Here is a 19,655-nt window from a genome sequence, read left to right as displayed (position 1 = left end):
ATTAATAAATTTAAATCATCATTTTCATTAAAATAAAGTATATTCTAAAAAATCTTTAGAAGTGATTTATTTTTTTACAATATTAAGAATTTTATAAAGACATACTTTTCTTATTAAAAACAACCAATCCTAAAATATAACAAACAAAAGCTACAATACTTAAAATACCTAACATAATATATCCTTCACTATTACCAGCAATTAACCTTACAGGGTCAAATAAAGTTAATAATGTTATATATTTAAGCCACTCCATACTTCCTTGCATATTTGATAACATCTGAATCATAATAAAGATAATTGGAATACCAGAACCAAATAATGCAGCTAAGCGATATTCATTAAAAATACAAGAACACATATAACAAATACCAGATAATGTAAGTTGTAAAATTAATGTTCCAACATTAATAGTTATATATGCTCCAATATCTAATTTACCAGGAAACATTATTTCACTCAAAACAATCCCTAATATTGTACAATAACCTATTAAAATAAACACATTCGTGATAATAACTAACATTTGAGTAAACCATACAGATTTACGCTCAACACCACTACTAAGCAGATAACTCATCACTCCATTATCTACTTTTTTAACAATCAATCGTAATGATAACAGAACTCCAAAAATTAATGGAAATACAATCATAATCAATCCATATAAATAAGTAGAAAGAAAATCGATCAAATTCGTTGGAGTTCCACTCATTCCTATCATAGCCATAATTTCAGGCATGGTTTCTGCAAAAGTTTCTAATGCAGTTCCTAATTTTGGATCATACATCGTTAACATAACAGTTGTATACATAGTTAAAATCAAACTAAAAATAATTAAAATCTTATAATTTGATTTCCATTCTAATTTAAATAGAGCTTTATTAAACATTACAATCCCCTCCATAAAACTGCATAAAGATTTCTTCTAAACTTTGATGCACTATATCTAAACTAATAAGATTATATTTTTCTAAGCATCTTATTAATTCATTAATCTCATTTTTTATAATTACTTCAACAACATTATCTTTTATTTTCCTGAATGAAAACTGCTCATTTTTAAATTTATGAACATCTTCAATATTTTTAAATGTTATAATATAAATTTTCTGTTTTGTATTTTGTAATGCATCGATATCATCGATACTAACCATTTTTCCTTGTCTAATAATCCCTACTCGATTACATGTCTTTTCTACTTCTTCAAACATATGTGATGACATCAAAATGGTTTTACCACGCTTCTTTTCCTCATTAATTAAATCTACAAATTTATTTTGCATTAAAGGATCAAGTCCACTAGTTGGCTCGTCCAAAATTAAAACATCTGGATCATGCATAAACGCTACTGCTAAGCCAACTTTTTGTTTCATTCCTTTAGACATTTTTTTAATCTTACCATGAGGATTAAGATCAAAACGATTAATAATTTCTTCAGCCCGACCAAGATCCTTCATTCCACGATACTCAGCCATAAATTTAATAAATTGCATTCCTGTAATATTCTCCATTAAATTAATCTCTCCAGGAATATACCCAATCTTCTTTTGAATTTCGGCAATATCTTTACTACAATCTAATCCTTCAATTATACAAGTATCAATAGGTGGAATAATAAAACCCAAAAGATGGCGAATCGTAGTAGTCTTACCAGCACCATTAGGCCCTAAAAAGCCAAACACTTCCCCTTTTTCAATTTTAAAACTAATATCAAATATTCCTTTATTATTTCCATAATCCTTATTTAAATTCTTAATTTCAATTACACTCATAAAAACCTCCAATTTCATACCTCTTTATTATACATACATAAATATATAAATACATTTTAAATTAACAACAAATTTTATTCATAAACTTATCACTCTAAAAAAATATCTTTAATTAAATCCAAAATACTCTTTTTAAACTACTTTCATACTAACACTCTTAAAAACTATATATAATTTATTACATTAAAAATTTAAATTTTCTAACTTTTACAACAAAATAAGTAGTTAAATTATAATCATTTATACTAAATATGCCTAATCTTGCATTAATTATTTCTTTTCTTCTAATTCAATTATAACAAATTAGTATATTTCAACAACCTATATCTATTATTTATACTTTATACTATTTTACATAATTTTTAATATTATAAAGACAAATACATCATAATATATATAACAAAACACAATAAAAAACTGTTCTATATGTGTAAAATCACTATTGATATAATCTTGATTTCACCAGTGAATAAAAGTATGATTATAAAAACCACCATAATAATTAAAATAAATAGGAGAAAAAATATGGCTGTTGTTAAAATAAAAGCATTATTTCCAAACGACATCAAAATAGTATGGGATGTAGTTACATCATTAGAGAAATATCAATGGCGTAGTGATTTAAATAAAATCGAAGTATTAAATAAGTATCAATTTATTGAATATACAAAAGATAGTTTTGCAACCAAATTTACAATTACTGCCTTTGAGCCCTATCAACGTTGGGAATTTGATATGGAAAATAGTAATATGAAGGGACATTGGTCTGGTTCTTTCAAAGAAAATCACGGTCAAACAGAAATTTATTTTATAGAAAATATAACCGCAAAAAAGCTATTTATGAAACCATTTGTAAAATTATTTTTACAAAAACAACAAAGACAATATATTTCCGATTTGCAAAAGGCATTACAATAATCATTTATATAAATTGAGTTAGATAAAAATTCAACATCCAATAACAAATAAAAATGTACAGTGATTAGATACAAATAGTTACTAAAACACAATATTATTAAGTAGCTTTTAAGCGACAATAATTAAATTTTCATCCACAAACAACTGTTTTAAAATATCTTAAAGACAATCATAGACTTGAATATACTCATAAAAGTTTTAAAAATATATTTTTACTATAAAATCAAACAGTCTTCTATACTTACAAAAAATAGTCAGTCAAATAAATTTATTTGGCTAACTATTTTTTTAAATCAACAATCTCATAACTTTCATCTAAAAGATTTATTACACTATTTAAATCAATTGTACTATCAAGTAAGATACTTATCCAATATTTCTTATTCATATGATAAGCAGGAAAATAATGCTTAAAATCAATTAAATGCTCTATTTTAGCTGGTTTATTCTTCACATTTAGAACATCTATTTTTCCTTCTTTTTCAATTTTCAATGATTTATAAGGTATATTCATGATTAATGCATACCATTTATTAGTCTCATTAGTTTTTAAAGTAATAGAAGTTGGATCACTTTTCCAAGGATAATTAGGATTAGTATCATATTTCTTTTTTAAATATCTTAATAACTCTTCCCTAATATTAATACTTTCAAAACAATGACAAATAATATCATTAATCATTAATTCTACAGCTTCTTTAATTTTTTTACTATAACTTCCCCCAGCTTTTTTTATATAAAATGGTAGATATTCTTCACCATTAGCTTCAAATACTTTAACATCAAATGTATTATTACCAATAATAAACTTTACATAAAAATCAAAATTTTCTAAATCCTTTTTTAAACAATACCCATCTTTCATTTTAATAAAACCATAGTCACTTAAAGCCTTTTTGTTAACAGAATAATTATCAAATATATTATCAACTTTCATTTTTATTCTCCATAACTTATCTCATTCTTATTGAGTAAAAAATATTACTATAAATATAAAAGATAGAAATTAGTAAAATAAGACTAATTTCTACCTATAGAACATCTTTCTTAAATAATTCATCTATTTTTCAAAATGATTCGCAACTTCTTTAAGACCTTCAATAATATTTAAATGCTGTGGACAAACATTTTCACATTGACCACAACTTATACAATCACTTGCCTTACCAAATGTTTTAGTTAAATTATCATAATATTCACCTTGTGGTGTCCATCCCTTTTGGGCAACCTCTTGCAAATCCGCATTATATAAAGAGAAGTATTTTGGAATATTAATATTCATAGGACAACCATCTGTACAATATGCACATGCTGTACAAGGTATTTTAATAGTTGAATTAATAGCCATTACTGCTTGATCAATTAATTTATACTCTTCATCATTTAAAGGTTTAAGTTCATTCATATAATTCGTATTATCCAATAACTGTTCCATATTAGACATTCCACTTAAAACCATGATTACATTATCTAAACTGGCAGCAAAACGTATTGCCCATGAGGAAATTGACATTTGTGGTGAATAATCTTTAAATTTTTTTTCAACCTCTTCTGGAACATTAGCCAATGTTCCCCCTTTTACAGGTTCCATAACAATAACAGGCTTATGATGTTTAGTTGCTATTTCATAACATTTTCGTGATTGTACCCCTTCACTATCCCAATCTAAGTAATTAATTTGTAACTGAACTAATTCAAACTCAGGATGTTCTGTCAAAACCTTATCTAATAACTCTGGACCATCATGAAAAGAAAATCCGATTGTTTTTACTAATCCCTGCTTTTTCTTTTCTATTATCCAATTAAAACAATCTAATTTTTCATATGTTTCAATACTATGAGTATTAATATCATGCAATAAATAATAGTCGAAATACTCTACCCCTGTTTTCCTTAACTGTTCATTAAAAATTCGATCACGATCTTCTTTAGTTTCAATAAAACCAGCATGAAGCTTTGTAGTAAGAGTAAAGCTATCACGGGGATGACGTTTGACTAAAGCTTCTTTAGTCGCATTTTCGCTTGCAAAACCACAGTACATCCAAGCTGTATCAAAATAAGTGAATCCTCTTTCCAAAAAAATATCTACCATCTTTTTTGTTTGCTCTATATCAATTTTTGCTGGATCATCAGGATCTAAAGCAGGTAAGCGCATTAATCCAAAACCTAGTTTTTTATTATTCATATCTGTCCTTCCTTTCAAGATAATTATAATACCTAAAGTATACTTTAAGGCAAGTTTTTTTATTATTTTTTTAATGAGAATAAAAATATTTAAAAATTAATTATGTTATTTCTATACCAAGCTTATATTTAACATATATAAGTACTATTACTAAGTTTTTTATCTTTTAAATTATCAACAAAGGACTTACTATTAATAACGTAATAAAAATTATTGCTGACCATTTCCCAATATCTGCAAATAAATCATTTTTATTTTTTACTGCTAAAACTAGAGCAGGAAACAATAAAATAAATGAATAAAAAACAGTATAATGAATACTCTGTCCATCCCTTGTAAATGTAACTATAAAAAATGTATCTACAATCTGTTGCCCATGGCTATTACCAGACCATGTTGGGATATTAAAAAATTCCAATACTTTATCACCTATACAAAAATCTAATATATTAAAACTCCAAATAAAAGCAAATATAACTAAAAGTAATGATATCGTACCAATACCTATTTTTTTCTTTATCATATTATAATCTCTCTCCACTTTTTATACTTCAATTTTTAAACAACTTTACTAAAAACTTTGATAATAACAATTCAAATAAATAATAAACTCTTTTAAAATTATTCACTGCGAAGCGCTGTTACTGGATCTTCTTGTGCAGCCTTTTTAGATGGAATCAAGCCACCAATCATTGTTAAAATAACACTTAAAATTATCAAGATGAAAGCTCCACCAATCGGTAAAACAGCATTGACACTTGTATTTCCAGCTATCTCGTGAATTAATGCATTACCAGGAATCAGTAATAATAGTGTTATAACTATCCCTAAAACTCCAGCCAATAGACCAATAATAAAAGTCTCAGCATTAAAAACTTGAGAAATATTTCTCTTGGAAGCTCCAATTGCTCGCAATATTCCAATTTCTTTTTTACGCTCTAATACACTAATATAAGTAATTACACCGATCATAATCGAAGATACAATCAATGATATTGCTACAAAAGCAATTAATACATAACTAATTACATTGATAATATCAGTAACTGATGACATTAATGTACCAACATAGTCTGTATAAGAAATTACTTTATCTTCATCAACATTTTTAATATCATTATTATATTTATCTAAAATATTAATTACATTTTGTTTATTTTCAAAATCTTTAGGATAAATATTTATTGCAGTTGGCTTATTAAAATCCACATATCCTAAACTTTTAAGATTCCCATCATAAGAAGATACTTCTGAAGTCATCAGAGACATCATTAATTCTGTTAACTCTTCTTCGTTCATATTCATCTTAATTGCTTTAGCAAATGCACTTGTATCTATTTTAATTGCATCTTGCATACTATAAGCAAGATTATCCATTTGTTTAGTCATTTGTACATTTATCTGCTGTTGTAATGATTTACTTATTGTATCAGTATATTGAGCCATAACTATTTGTAATTGATTTTCAAACTGCTCAGTTAAACCACTTGTCTGTATAATTTTAATCATTTCATCTTGAAATAACTTTTGAACTTGCTCAGTTTGTAAAAAAGCTCTAAAATACTCATTTATTTTAGTTGGATCTATTAATTCATTTTCTTTTAAATACTCTTGAAACTGAGTTATAATAGCTTTAGTAAAACTTTCAATATTATCTTGTGATATATTTATTTTCATATCACTAAAAATATCATTCACATCTATTGTTGGTAAGATAGAAGAATCCAATTTAATCTGACTTAAATCCAAATCTTCCATAGAAAGTTTACTTTGATCAAAAGTAAAAGCACCCTTTAATATCCCTTCATCAACAGTAAACAATGAATTTAAATCTAATTGATTTTTATTTCTATCATTAAAATCTTTACCTGTAAAAACATCAATATTAGGATTGTCTAACTGTTTTTTGATTATCTCACTTGATGCTGCTTGTTTAATCACATGGGTAGTTAAAGCTGCAGGATAGCCGATTCCTGATTGTAACATTGTTGCAGTTGCTGAATCTTTAGGCTGAACAATCCCAACAATTTTAATATTTTCACCATTTTCAATTAAATTTTTCATATAATTTTGATCATCTTTTTTATCTTTATAAACATTATAATTACTATCATATTGATAATAATCAACAGCATTAACAAGTTTAAATTCAATTCCTAAAATATCCTTATATGAATAGGAAGTACTATTATCAGGAATTTCTACTGATTCTTCTTTTGAAAACTGTTCAATCATTTTATCAAGTTCTGAGTAATCACGTAATCCTAATGTATAAAGCATAAAATCATTAATATTACCATTTTTACTCAATACTACTACACACTCATTATAACTTTTAGGCCAGTTTCCAGCCTTTATATCATATTGATCTTTATAAAGATCTAGATTACTAGGCATAGGATAAAAAACATCTGTACTCATCATCGAAGATATCAAGCTATTAGAATTTGTTGAAGAACCTAACCCTAAAGATGAAAAAGATTTATCAGGATTTACCTGCCTAATATTTTCAGAATTAATAGTGTATATTTGTGGGGCAATATTATAGTTGTATTCAATTGCATTAGTATACTTTTTAATATCACTCTTTCCACTATCTAGATAATCTTTTAATGAAGTTAAATCATTAGAACCTATCTTAGAAAACATATTTGTTATCATCTGTGAAACATAAATTTTAGTATCATCTTTTTCATCTTTATCTTGATTTGAATGAACATCAGTTATTATCGATGTTATATCGAAACCAGTACTTTGAATTTGTAAAGGATATTCTGAAAGTGTTTCTTCTTCAATTGATTGAATATATTGATTTACTCCATTAGAAAGAGAAAGAATCAAAGCAATCCCAATAATTCCAATTGATCCAGCAAAAGATGTTAAAATCGTTCTTGCCTTTTTAGTTTTGAGATTATTAAAACTAAGTGATAATGATGTTAGCCATGACATTGATGCCTTACCCATATTTTTATGTTCAGCAAAAGATTGATTAGAAACATTAATTTTAAAAGGATTAGTATCATCAACAATATTTCCATCACGTACTTTTACAATTCTATTAGCATACTTTTGAGCTAATTCTGGATTATGAGTTACCATTACAACCAGGCGGTCTTTAGCTACTTTTTTCAGTAATTCCATAACCTGAACACTTGTATCACTATCTAGTGCCCCAGTTGGTTCATCTGCCAAAAGAATATCTGGATCATTTACTAATGCACGGGCAATAGCCACTCGCTGCATCTGTCCACCAGACATCTGATTAGGACGTTTATACACATGTTTTTCTAATCCTACCTGTTTTAAAGCATCAATGGCTCGTTTTCGTCGTTCACTTTTTGATATACCAGATATTGTTAAAGCCAGCTCAACATTAGCTAAAACTGTCTGATGAGGAATCAAGTTATAACTTTGAAATACAAATCCAATAGTATGATTTCTATAAGAATCCCAATCACGATCTTTATATTTTTTAGTTGAAATTCCATTAATAATTAAATCTCCACTATCATAATGATCTAGACCACCAATTATATTCAAAAGTGTCGTTTTTCCTGATCCACTTGGTCCAAGAATTGCAACAAATTCATTATCACGTAAATTTAAAGTGATCCCATTTAATGCTGTTTGATGCAAATTTCCAATAATATATTCTTTTTTTATTTTTTGTATTTGAAGCATTTAACTTATCTCCTTTTTTATATCATATTAATCTATCGCTTTATTATAAACTAAAAATATTTAATTTAAATAATATTTGTTCGCTAAAGGACATTTAATATTATCTACAACAATCAATTTTAACTCTTAAAAAAAGACTACCTTAATCAATATATCTTAACCTCTAATAACTGACAAACTCTCTAATTCTTTAATTTCTTTTATAATTCTATCATTTTAAATCTATATTTATCAATAAATAATTTAAATATATATTTTATATAAATAGATTTACTCAAATTAAGACACAAAACTTTTAATTTTATTCCCTTTTATTAAAATAATTAAATACTATAGGTACTAAAAAAATTTTATTCTTATTATAATATTATTTATATAATTATCCCATAATACTTTTGATGAAGTTTTTATTAATTAATAAGTAGAGCGAATTCATTGATTTAAAAAAAACAATGTACTATAATTTTAGTGAACTATTTAATAAGATAAGGAGAGAACTATGAAAATTTCAAAAGATATTCTTTATGTAGGAGTTAATGACCATAATGTTGACTTATTTGAAGGACAATATGTTGTTCCAAATGGTATGGCTTATAACTCTTATGTAATAATGGATGAAAAAATTGCAGTAATGGATACTGTAGATATTAATTTTACTCATGAATGGTTAGATAATCTTGCTGATGTTTTAAATAATAAAACACCTGATTATTTAATCGTTCAACATATGGAACCTGATCATTCTGCAAATATTCAAAATTTTATTAAAACATACCCAAATGCTACAATTGTGGCTAATGCAAAAACATTTGCTATGATAGATCAATTTTTTACTTTAGATGCATCAGTAAAAAGAAAAGAAGTTAAAAATGGAGAATCTCTATGTTTAGGTGAACATACTTTAACTTTTGTATTTGCCCCAATGGTACATTGGCCTGAAGTAATGGTTACTTATGACGCCAAAGATAAAGTTTTATTTTCAGCTGATGGTTTTGGAAAATTTGGTGCTAATGATGTAAAAGAAGATTGGGCTTGTGAAGCACGACGCTATTATATTGGTATTGTTGGAAAATATGGTGCTCAGGTACAAGCTTTACTAAAAAAAGCTGCTAATTTAGATATTCAAATAATCTGTCCACTTCATGGCCCTGTATTAAATGAAAATTTAGGTTATTATATTAATTTATATGATATCTGGTCTTCTTATAGTGTCGAAAGCGAAGGTATTGTAATTGCCTATACTTCTATTTATGGAAACACAAAGAAAGCTGTTGAACTTTTAGCTGCAAAATTAGAAGAAAAAGGTTGTCCAAAGGTAGCGATCCATGATTTAGCACGTGATGATATGGCTGAAGCTGTTGAAGATGCTTTTCGTTATGGTAAACTAGTTTTAGCAACCACTACATATAATACCGATGTTTTCCCTTTTATGAAAGAGTTTATTCATCATCTAACTGAAAGAAACTTCCAGAATCGTACAGTTGCATTAATTGAAAATGGTTCATGGTCACCTTTAGCTGTTAAAGTAATGAAAGAAATGTTTTCAGAATGTAAAAAAATTACTTTTGCTGATACTACTGTAACTATAAAATCAGCACTTAAAACTGATAGTATTGAAGCTATTGAAAAATTATCAGAAGAATTATGTCGTGATTATATTGCACAATCAGATGATAAGGCTAATAAACATGATATGAGCGCTTTATTTAGAATTGGATATGGTCTATATGTTGTAACCTGCAATGATGGTAAAAAAGATAATGGATTGATTGTTAATACTGTTACACAAGTCAGTGATTCACCTAATCGAATAGCTGTCAATATTAATAAACAAAATTATTCTCATCATGTAATTAAACAAACAGGAAAATTAAATGTAAATTGTTTATCAATTGAAGCACCATTTAGTATCTTTGAACGTTTTGGTTTCCAAAGTGGTCGAACTACTGATAAATTCATTGACTTTAAACCTCTATATTCTGATAATGGGCTCCCATTTTTACCTCGGTATATCAATGCTTTTATGTCTCTAGAAGTAGAAAAGTATGTTGATTTAGATACTCATGGAATGTTCATTTGTAAGGTAACTGAAGCTCGAGTGATGTCAGATAAAGATACAATGAGTTATACATATTATCAAGAAAATGTTAAACCAAAACCTAATACTGAAGGTAAAAAAGGATTCGTATGTAAGATATGTGGATATATTTATGAAGGAGATACGTTACCTGATGATTATATCTGCCCTCTATGTAAACATGGTGTTGTAGATTTTGAACCAATTGAAAATTAGATGTGTCATATAATGCATTAACTGCTTTAAATACTAAAACAATAGCACTTAGACTTCTTTGAGGTTTATGTGCTATTTTTATTTAATAGGATTACAGTTTCAATCATCCATACAATTATAATATATATCAATATAAAGTATCACTAAATCTTTTTACAATCATATACTAATTGACACTACAAATAACTGAATAAAAATTATACCATAAATAAAACAGATAACTAAAAATAATAAATCTATTTCAGTTACTGTTGTACTAAAAATTCCGTTTTTATATCCAAAAATAATTATTCAAATCATGCTTCCAGTTGTTATTCCCACATCAAAGTTTAAACTAAAATATCAACATTTTATTATTAGTACATCAATCGTGATTTAGAATTGTAAATTAAAAGAGTGAACTTTTTTCACTCTAAATCATAAGATAGAACATTATTTTCTTCGTCAATTTTTTCATCTATATAAACATCATTAAGATTATAATTTTTTAAATATCTTTACTTTTTCTTTATTTATCTGCCTATTAATACCATATATCTCATTTCCTATAAAATATTTTATTCATACAAACAATAAAAAAACTTAGTTTAAACTTGTAATTATAAATTTGAAAAATCTATCATTTCCTACCAATATAATTTTAGAATTAATATGCTCATAAATCATATTATTATTTAAATACATATTTTCTCCTAAATTATAACATAAACAAAAAACTGTGAAATTAGAATACATTCTTAACTTACACAGTCTTTTTACATTTTCTGACTCTTTTTTAAACCTTTCAAGATAATATAATTAATTTATAGAATATCTATAGTTAGATATATTTTAATCACAACTCACTTTAAATTACCACTTAATGTTTTTAATTTGCATTTATTTCTTTTTCAAACATTCTTTTATTTGTTAGTAAGGCTACTACTAAAATTGCAAAAGAAATATCAAATGGGCTTTTGAAAGTCATAATCACTATAAATAATCCTACAATAAAACCAAATATTTGAAAATAAAATGGTTTCACTGAAATACAATTAGTTTTAATTAGTTTATATTGGTTAATTGAATTATGTATTGTGATATAGAAAGCAACAATAGCAACTAAAATATCAATTGAAAAACTAATTAAATAATTATTAGTTAATAGCTCTTTTATAAATAATAATACTATATAACCACACATTGTTTGCCATAAGCCAGCAATCGTGTATCTCTCAAGTATTTCTTTCTTTTTTGTCTCAAGCTCTTTTTTAGTCAATTTATGTTTCTTCATTATTTAGTGACCTTTAATTCATGAGTACTTGTTTCTTCAAAATGACTATTAAAAAATTCTTCCATGACTTTAATCATATAATATGTATCCTTAATTCCAGCAGTTTCATATGATGAATGCATTGCTAACTGTGGTAACCCAATATCAACACTATTCATGGAAACATGTGCCATTGCAATATTTCCTAAAGTACTGCCACCTAAACTATCAGAACGATTTGCAAAAAATTGAACTGGAACTTTAGCCTGTTTACATAAACCTTTGAATACTGCAATACTAAGTGCATCACTAGTATACTTTTGTCCTGCATGAGACTTAATAACTACTCCCTCATTTAAATAAACACAATTATTTATATCTGTTTTTTCTGGATGATTAGGATGCAAAGCATGAGCATTATCCGCACTTAACATAAAACTAGAAGCTAAAGCTCGATAATAATCTTCTTCTGTTTTTCCTAATGCATTATTAACACGCTTTAAAACATCATATAAGAACGTTGAATCAGCACCCTGTTTCGTTCCAGAACCTACTTCTTCATTATCAAAACAAGCATATACATTAATCGATTTATTATTAAATCTATTTAAGAAACCTTGCAAAGAAGCATAGGCACATTGTAAGTCATCTAATTGTGGAGATGAAATAAATTCTTCATTAGCTCCCCAAATAGACGGTTCCATTCGATTATATAGATATAAGTCTGTACCATAAATATCATCTACATTAACCCCTAATTCTTGGGCTACTAATTTCTTTAAATCACCTGCCTTAGTATCACTACCACCAAATAATGGTAACATATCAATTTGTTTATTATAAGAATAACCATCATTTACTGTGCGATTCATATGAATTGCAACATTAGGAATCAATACTAAATCTCGATCAATATTCAAAAGCTTAGTAATATAGCTGTTATCATCTTGAATCAATACCCTTCCTGCTATTGATAAAGGTCGATCAAACCATGTTGCACACAACATTCCACCATAACCTTCAGTATTTAACTGTGTATACTTTCCTTTAATTTCAATCTCTGCATTTTCTTTGATTTTAAAGGTTGGTGAATCACTGTGTGAAGCAGCAACATTAAAACTATATTGATCTAGTTTATTTCCTATATTAAGAGCAATAATACTAGAATTATTTCTAGATATAAAATAACGTTTACCTGCCTCTATTTCCCATCTTTTTCCTTCTAACAGTTCTTCATAATCATTTTCCTTTAATAATTGTTTGAGATTATTAACAGCATGAAATGCTGTTGGACTCTTTTTAATAAAAGATGTTAATTCTTGAGATATTTTTTTATCCATCAACATTATCCTCCTTATTTTTGGTAATTTTATAACATATCCTTTAACAACTGTTAAAGGATATGTTCGTAATTATTTACTTGTTTTATTTCGTTTTGCAAGTGCTGGCATAATTGCTCCTAAACCAACCAAAATTATTGGTGTAATAATATTCATAGCGATTTCAAATGGAGTTCCTTTAAACATTCCTAAAGCACAACAAATAGCTGTAACTCCAAAGCACCACCAGCCAAAGAATTTTGCAAATACCTGATTCTTTGTAAAACGATATTCAGCAGGGAACTTATTAATTGCTTTACGTAAAGCAATATATGCTACAAATACCCATAAATAGCGAAGTGGCATACATACTGAATTTAATTGTGTTAAAAATTTTAAAAACGTAGTAACACTTTTAATTCCCATTGCAGGAACTAAAATTAGTGGTGTAACGATTACCACGACTAACCAAATTCCATTTACATATGCACCCTTGTTATTTTTCTTTAATAACTTTGTTGGAATAAACTGTCTTGCATCTTCATTATCCAATAATATTCTTAATGGTGCATCAATTGAAATAACTAATGTAGATAGTTGTCCCACCATATTACAAACTGCATAAATAATCATAAATGTATTACCAATACCATAATATTGACCTAATTTTTGGAATGACCAATATGCACCATTTGCTACATATGAATCAAAGTTTGCATTAATATCCGCTACATTGAACATCATCCCCATTGATACTGTACCCAAAATAGCACAAACAATAACCATAATTGCAAGTGTAATCATTCCTTTAGGAAATCCTTTAGATGGATTTTCTACTTTATTTACATATGGTGATATCTTCTCACAGCCCCCAACTGCAAACACCAGTATAGATAAAGATGTAAAATATTCTAATCTAAACGATGGAATTAAGTTTTTAAAACTCCAATCAATTGTTTGATAACCTCCATCAGGATTAAGTACTGGTGCTGCCATCATCAAGATAATAAATAATATTGACATAATAAACATCGATGAGCCTGCTAATGTAGCTAGAGACTTTAATGGGTTTAAACCTCTTGATGCTACCCAAGCAAAAAATAAGAAAACCACAAGAGTAATAACTTGAATTAATCTTATATCTAATGAATCATAAAACGATGAATCTTGAAAAAGAACCCAGCTAAAAGCCTTTAGTCCTCCTGATGCCTTAGATACAATATAAGGCATATGTACTACCCAATATGTCCACCCTGCATAATATGCAAGTTTTGGTCCCATTGTCTCATGTATCCATGAACTAACGCCACCCCCAGCGCTTTTAAATGCTGAACCTAATTCTCCAACCATTAAAGCATATGGTACAAAGTATAAGGCAAACATCATTATCCAGCTAAAAATTACCTGGACACCGTTAAAATACACAAAACCATTTACAACATTTCCAAATCCCCAAACTGTTGAAAATGCCATAAAGGCTAAGTTATACCAAACGATCTTTTTTGATTTTGACATAATAATCCTCCAAAACATTTATACTTGTAACAAAAAATATTTTTTGTACGTTTTTATTATAACAGACATTTTATATTTTCCTACCCTTTTTATATTATTACCTAAATATTTATAACTATTTCATTTTTATATAAAAACATCAGTTTTTCTACTGATGTTTAAACTGCAATTTTTTTAAATATCGATACTTAACCCATCCCACTGTATTATTTTTAATGACATATGCATATATTCCATATACTCCTACTAATTTAACTATGTCCCCTTTTTTTAAAGAAATTTGATAATCTATATAATCATCCAGGCAGTAAACTTTATCACTATGATGATAAAGAAATTCGTTTTTAATATTTAAAATTTTATTAGTGTTTATTTGTCTACATTTTGAAAAATTACTTTTCTCTTCTAATAGTTCAACCTCAAAATTAGGCCATGCAATTTTAACAGCTTCTTTTGATAAAGAATTAATATCTAGTAATACCTGGTATAGTGGTAATGGTTGAACATACTCTTTTGAAAAAGTATATGTGCCATTTTCACCAGTTATTATTAAAGCATTTAATTGACTGATTGACTTTACTCCAGTCCCCCCATCAATACTAATTACTCTTTTTTCATTATTGATTATGATTTCATTATTGATAAAATTTTCATACTGATTAGAGGTAGGTAAATGTCCAACAATTACATAATCATCTAAACAGTGGCCATCCATATAAAATGTTTTCATCTCAATCATTGAAGAAAGACTAGAATTTTGCCAATCTTCTCTTTTTTCAATTCCAGCATGAACAAAAATGAAATTATTAAAATGTAAGGTTGTTGGAAGAGTAGTAAAATAATTAAAATAAGGTTGTAAAAATTCTTTTACTTTTAATTGAATATATTCAGGCTGATCACTTTTTATATTTAATGATAACTTATTGATTGCTTGACGAATCATTCCTCCTTTACCAATATGATTTAAATAATTAATTATCTGTTTCGCATATTTAGGATTAGTAACCATTTCCTCAAGGGCATACTCACAATTTCCAAGAAGAACATATACTTTATCATTTTTCTCTTGTAATTTCATTAAATATTCAACTGTCTCAATTGCTTGATCACCCTTTTCAATAAAATCACCTACAACTACCAAATAATCATCTAAACAATATTTTGTCTTTTTCAACAACTGCTTAAAACGATCTAAATGACTATGAATATCACTAACTACAATACATCGATATTTTCCCTTAATCATCTTTTCAACATGTTTTACTTCCAACATTGATTTCACCTCTAAAATTACTATATCATAAATAAGTTATATTTAAGTTAAATATTTTATATATCTACGCTATAATATAATAAAAGTGAGGAAATATTATGTTAAAAGAAATTGAACAACGACAAAGCATTAGAAAATACAAAAATATTTTAGTAGAAAAAGAAAAAATAGTTGAAATTTTAAAGGCTGCTATGAACGCGCCAACAGCTAGAAATACCCAAGAATGGAAATTTAAAGTTATTACTAACAAAACTGCATTAAATGATATTGTTAATCTTTCTCCATATACATCAATGATGAAAGAAGCACCATGTGCTATTTTAGTAATTGCTGATTTAAATAAAGCTATAAGCATAGAATATGGTTTAATAAATTGCTCTGCAGCAATTGAAAATATATTAATTGAAGCAGTTAATCAAGGATTAGGAACTTGCTGGTGTGGAATTGCTCCAGTAGAGAAAAAAATTAAAGATTTTAAAAATTATTTTAAATTAACAGAAAACGAATATCCTGTAGGAATTGTTGCAATAGGTTATAGTAATGAAAACAAGCCATTAGTTGATCGCTTCAATCCTTTAAATATCACTTATCTAGAATAAAAAGGAGTATATGCAAGATTATTGAGAAAGTTGATTACTAGTATAATTAATATTTTAAATATATAATTACAATCAATTATATCAATACTTAATGAAAATAGTGGAAAGTTTATCTTAAAATAAATTTTCCTCTATTTTTATATTTATAATAAAAGCATAGAGATGTTGTCATGAACAATAATTCTCTATACTTCTTTGTTAAAATTTTCCCATTAATTTTAGTCTAATATCTTTAATACACAACCCGATCTAATATGCCATTTATATAGGCAATAAAAATACCATAGTTTGTCATAGCTATATGCTGTTTTTTAGCACAAACAACTCTAGACATAATATAACGCCGATTAAACATGCAGCCGCCACAAGTTATTACTAAATCATATTTCGTTAAATCATCAGGAAAATCAGTCCCACTAACAATATCAATACTAATATTAGGATAACTTTTTTTCAACATTCTAGGAATCTTTATGCGTCCAATATCTTCACTTAAGGGAGCGTGACTACAGCATTCTGCAATTAAGATATTTGAATCATTTGATAAACTTTCTATTTTTTTTACACTATCTATATAATAACCCAAATCTCCTTTATATCCTGCCATCAAAACAGAAAAAGATGTCAATTTAGTTTGTTTTGAAATATGCTCATCAACATATTTGAAAACTTGTGAGTCAGTAATAACTAAATCTGGTTCTATTTTTAATTTGTTTAAAGCATTAATCATCTGATCTGTGGTAACAGATATTACTTGACATTTCTTATCAAGTAACTCTCGTAAAACTTGAACTTGAGGTAAAATCAATCTTCCTTTTGGGGCCTGAATATCTTGAGGCATCACTAATAATACTAAATCTCCACTTTTTACAAGATTTCCTGTAATACTCTCTTTTTCATAATCCTTTGGCAAATTATTTATTAAAACCTCTTTTAGTTCTGTAATACCTTGATTAGTTATAGAACTGATTAGAAGTGGTTCTATTTTTGTGTATTCAAAAATAATCTTTATTAAATTATTATCTATACCTAAATCAGTTTTACTAATTACAAGGATAGTTGGAATATGCTTTTCTTTAAAATAATTATACCATTCTAATTCTTTTTCAATAATTTTATCATTGAAAAGAATGATTGCAATATCAATCTTTTCACTAACTTTTTTTGTTTTATCAATTCTTTGTTTGCCAAGTATCCCAATATCATCAAAACCTGCAGTATCTATTAATAAACATGGTCCCAATCCATGAATTTCGATAGCTTTATAAACTGGATCAGTAGTTGTTCCAGCTTCATTTGAAACAATTGAAACCTCCTGATTTACAAAAGCATTTATTAATGATGATTTACCACTATTTCGTTTTCCAAAAAATCCAATATGAAGACGATTAGCACCTGGGGTTTGATTTAATCCAGCCATAGTTAAAACCTAAAATCCCGTTTCCCTTCCTCAATCATTAAAAGACGCTCTTGGCAAATTTTTCTAACTTTATCACTACTAATATTTTCTAATTCTTTTTCAATTAATTGATTAGCTTTTTTCTTAGTATCTTCACTTGCATAATCTTGAAGATATTCTTTTAATGTCATCAAGGCATTAGGGTGACAACAATTTGATATCTGTCCTGATTTACACAATTGCATAAAACGATCACCTGTTCTACCTTCACGATAACAAGCGGTACAAAAACTTGGAATAAAATTCATAGAACACAGCCAATTAACAACCTCATCTAAACTACGATTATCACTAATATCAAATTGAGCAGAAGTAACTTCAGCATCACTTTCAGGTTCATCATAACCACCAACACTCGTTTTTGAACCCCCACTGATTTGCGAAATTCCTAACTGTAGTACTCGTTCACGAACCCTTTTTGATTCTCGAGTTGAAATAATCATTCCTGTATATGGCACAGCCATTCTAATAATCATAACAATTTTCTCAAAAATTTCATCACTAATTGCATTACTAAAATCATCTTTATCAATATCATCTGCTGGACATATTCTTGGTACACTAATCGTATGTGGTCCAACTCCTTTAGCAGCCTCTAAATGTTCAGCATGCATTAATAGTCCTACAAAATCATAACGATACATTTCCAGTCCAAATAATACCCCTATTCCTACATCGTCAATTCCACCATCCATTGCTCGATCCATTGCTTCAGTATGATAAGCATAATCATGTTTTGGTCCAGTTGGATGTAATGCTTCATAGTTTTTCTTATTATAAGTTTCTTGAAAAAGGATATACGTTCCAATTCCAGCTTCTTTTAATTTACGATAATTTTCTACTGTTGTTGCCGCAATGTTTACATTGACACGACGGATAGCACCATTTTTATGCTTAATGCTATAAATAGTTTTTATACTTTCTAAAACATATTCAATTGGATTGTTGATTGGATCTTCACCAGTTTCTAGTGCTAAACGTTTATGTCCCATATCCTGAAGTGCAATTACTTCTTTTTTTATTTCTTCTTGAGTTAGTTTTTTTCTTGCAATATGCTTATTTTTTAGATGATATGGACAATAAACACAACCATTTATACAATAATTAGATAAATATAGTGGTGCAAACATAACAATTCGATTACCATATAACTTCTCTTTAATCATTTTTGCAACTTTTTCCATCTCTTCAATTGCTTCAGGAATTTCACATTCTAATAATAACATTGCTTCACGATGATTTAATCCTTTACAGTCTTTAGCCCTTTCAATTAAAGAAAAGATCAATTCTCGGTTATCTTTATTTTTTTTAGCATACTCTATAGTTTCTAAAATTTCTTGATCATTAATGAATTCTTCAGCCTTATTTGATTTTACATTATACATT

At 27.3% G+C, this 19,655-nt stretch carries 15 protein-coding genes; 3 read left to right on the top strand and 12 right to left on the bottom strand.

Annotation, left to right across the window (positions count from 1 at the left end; translation table 11 throughout):
* Positions 1 to 91: 91 nt before the first annotated feature.
* Both BMW96_RS03915 and BMW96_RS03910 read right to left on the bottom strand, forming a co-directional pair.
* Complete coding sequence (locus BMW96_RS03915) at positions 92 to 892, bottom strand: ABC transporter permease subunit (RefSeq protein WP_092352715.1); 801 nt, start codon at positions 890 to 892, stop codon at positions 92 to 94.
* Positions 885 to 1,775: an ABC transporter ATP-binding protein gene (locus tag BMW96_RS03910; RefSeq protein ID WP_092352712.1), complete on the bottom strand. Its 891-nt coding sequence runs from the start codon at positions 1,773 to 1,775 to the stop codon at positions 885 to 887. Before BMW96_RS03910 ends, BMW96_RS03915 begins: the two co-directional genes overlap by 8 nt.
* A gap of 525 nt (positions 1,776 to 2,300) precedes the next feature.
* Here BMW96_RS03910 and BMW96_RS03905 point away from each other — a divergent pair.
* A complete protein-coding gene (locus tag BMW96_RS03905; protein ID WP_092352710.1) occupies positions 2,301 to 2,693 on the top strand; it encodes a polyketide cyclase in 393 nt (130 codons plus the stop codon).
* Positions 2,694 to 2,973: 280 nt separating this feature from the next.
* Here the strand turns inward: BMW96_RS03905 and BMW96_RS03900 are convergent, their stop codons facing one another.
* From BMW96_RS03900 to BMW96_RS03885, 4 genes are all read right to left on the bottom strand, one after another.
* A complete protein-coding gene (locus BMW96_RS03900; protein WP_092352708.1) occupies positions 2,974 to 3,630 on the bottom strand; it encodes an MmcQ/YjbR family DNA-binding protein in 657 nt (218 codons plus the stop codon).
* 123 nt (positions 3,631 to 3,753) lie between these two features.
* Positions 3,754 to 4,878, bottom strand: a complete 1,125-nt coding sequence (locus BMW96_RS03895; RefSeq protein WP_092352706.1) for an aldo/keto reductase — start codon at positions 4,876 to 4,878, stop codon at positions 3,754 to 3,756.
* A gap of 166 nt (positions 4,879 to 5,044) precedes the next feature.
* The gene (locus tag BMW96_RS03890; protein ID WP_092352704.1) at positions 5,045 to 5,401 is read right to left on the bottom strand and encodes a hypothetical protein; all 357 of its coding nucleotides are present in this window, start codon (positions 5,399 to 5,401) and stop codon (positions 5,045 to 5,047) included.
* Between the two features lie 98 nt (positions 5,402 to 5,499).
* Complete coding sequence (locus BMW96_RS03885) at positions 5,500 to 8,559, bottom strand: ABC transporter ATP-binding protein/permease (protein ID WP_092352702.1); 3,060 nt, start codon at positions 8,557 to 8,559, stop codon at positions 5,500 to 5,502.
* A gap of 499 nt (positions 8,560 to 9,058) precedes the next feature.
* Between BMW96_RS03885 and BMW96_RS03880 the strand changes: the two genes are divergently transcribed.
* Positions 9,059 to 10,852, top strand: coding sequence for a flavin reductase (locus BMW96_RS03880; protein WP_092352700.1), 1,794 nt, complete (start codon positions 9,059 to 9,061; stop codon positions 10,850 to 10,852).
* 868 nt (positions 10,853 to 11,720) lie between these two features.
* Here the strand turns inward: BMW96_RS03880 and BMW96_RS03875 are convergent.
* The 4 genes from BMW96_RS03875 to BMW96_RS03860 form a co-directional block, all read right to left on the bottom strand.
* Entirely contained in the window at positions 11,721 to 12,125 is a 405-nt protein-coding gene (locus BMW96_RS03875) for a hypothetical protein (protein WP_092352698.1), read from the bottom strand.
* Positions 12,125 to 13,444 carry a M18 family aminopeptidase gene (locus BMW96_RS03870; protein ID WP_092352696.1) on the bottom strand — a complete coding sequence of 440 codons (1,320 nt, stop codon included), beginning with the start codon at positions 13,442 to 13,444 and terminating at the stop codon, positions 12,125 to 12,127. The genes BMW96_RS03875 and BMW96_RS03870 overlap by 1 nt, the downstream gene beginning before the upstream one ends.
* Positions 13,445 to 13,516: 72 nt before the next feature.
* Positions 13,517 to 14,938, bottom strand: a complete 1,422-nt coding sequence (locus BMW96_RS03865; RefSeq protein ID WP_092352694.1) for an amino acid permease — start codon at positions 14,936 to 14,938, stop codon at positions 13,517 to 13,519.
* Between the two features lie 148 nt (positions 14,939 to 15,086).
* Positions 15,087 to 16,211, bottom strand: coding sequence for a metallophosphoesterase (locus tag BMW96_RS03860; protein WP_092352692.1), 1,125 nt, complete (start codon positions 16,209 to 16,211; stop codon positions 15,087 to 15,089).
* A gap of 98 nt (positions 16,212 to 16,309) precedes the next feature.
* On the opposite strand from BMW96_RS03860, the gene BMW96_RS03855 reads away from it, so the two are divergent.
* Complete coding sequence (locus BMW96_RS03855; RefSeq protein WP_092352690.1) at positions 16,310 to 16,810, top strand: nitroreductase family protein; 501 nt, start codon at positions 16,310 to 16,312, stop codon at positions 16,808 to 16,810.
* A gap of 232 nt (positions 16,811 to 17,042) precedes the next feature.
* Here BMW96_RS03855 and hydF read toward each other — a convergent pair whose 3' ends face one another.
* Both hydF and hydG read right to left on the bottom strand, forming a co-directional pair.
* Positions 17,043 to 18,230, bottom strand: a complete 1,188-nt coding sequence (gene hydF, locus BMW96_RS03850; protein ID WP_092352688.1) for a [FeFe] hydrogenase H-cluster maturation GTPase HydF — start codon at positions 18,228 to 18,230, stop codon at positions 17,043 to 17,045.
* Between the two features lie 2 nt (positions 18,231 to 18,232).
* Positions 18,233 to 19,654 (bottom strand): [FeFe] hydrogenase H-cluster radical SAM maturase HydG, encoded by a 1,422-nt coding sequence (gene hydG, locus BMW96_RS03845; RefSeq protein WP_092352686.1) that lies wholly within the window; start codon positions 19,652 to 19,654, stop codon positions 18,233 to 18,235.
* Position 19,655: the final 1 nt, after the last annotated feature.

The organism is Thomasclavelia cocleata (assembly GCF_900102365.1).
GTDB lineage: Bacteria > Bacillota_I > Bacilli_A > Erysipelotrichales > Coprobacillaceae > Thomasclavelia > Thomasclavelia cocleata.
Note: the sequence above shows the minus strand (reverse complement) of the source record. Positions and strands in the feature narration are given on the sequence as shown.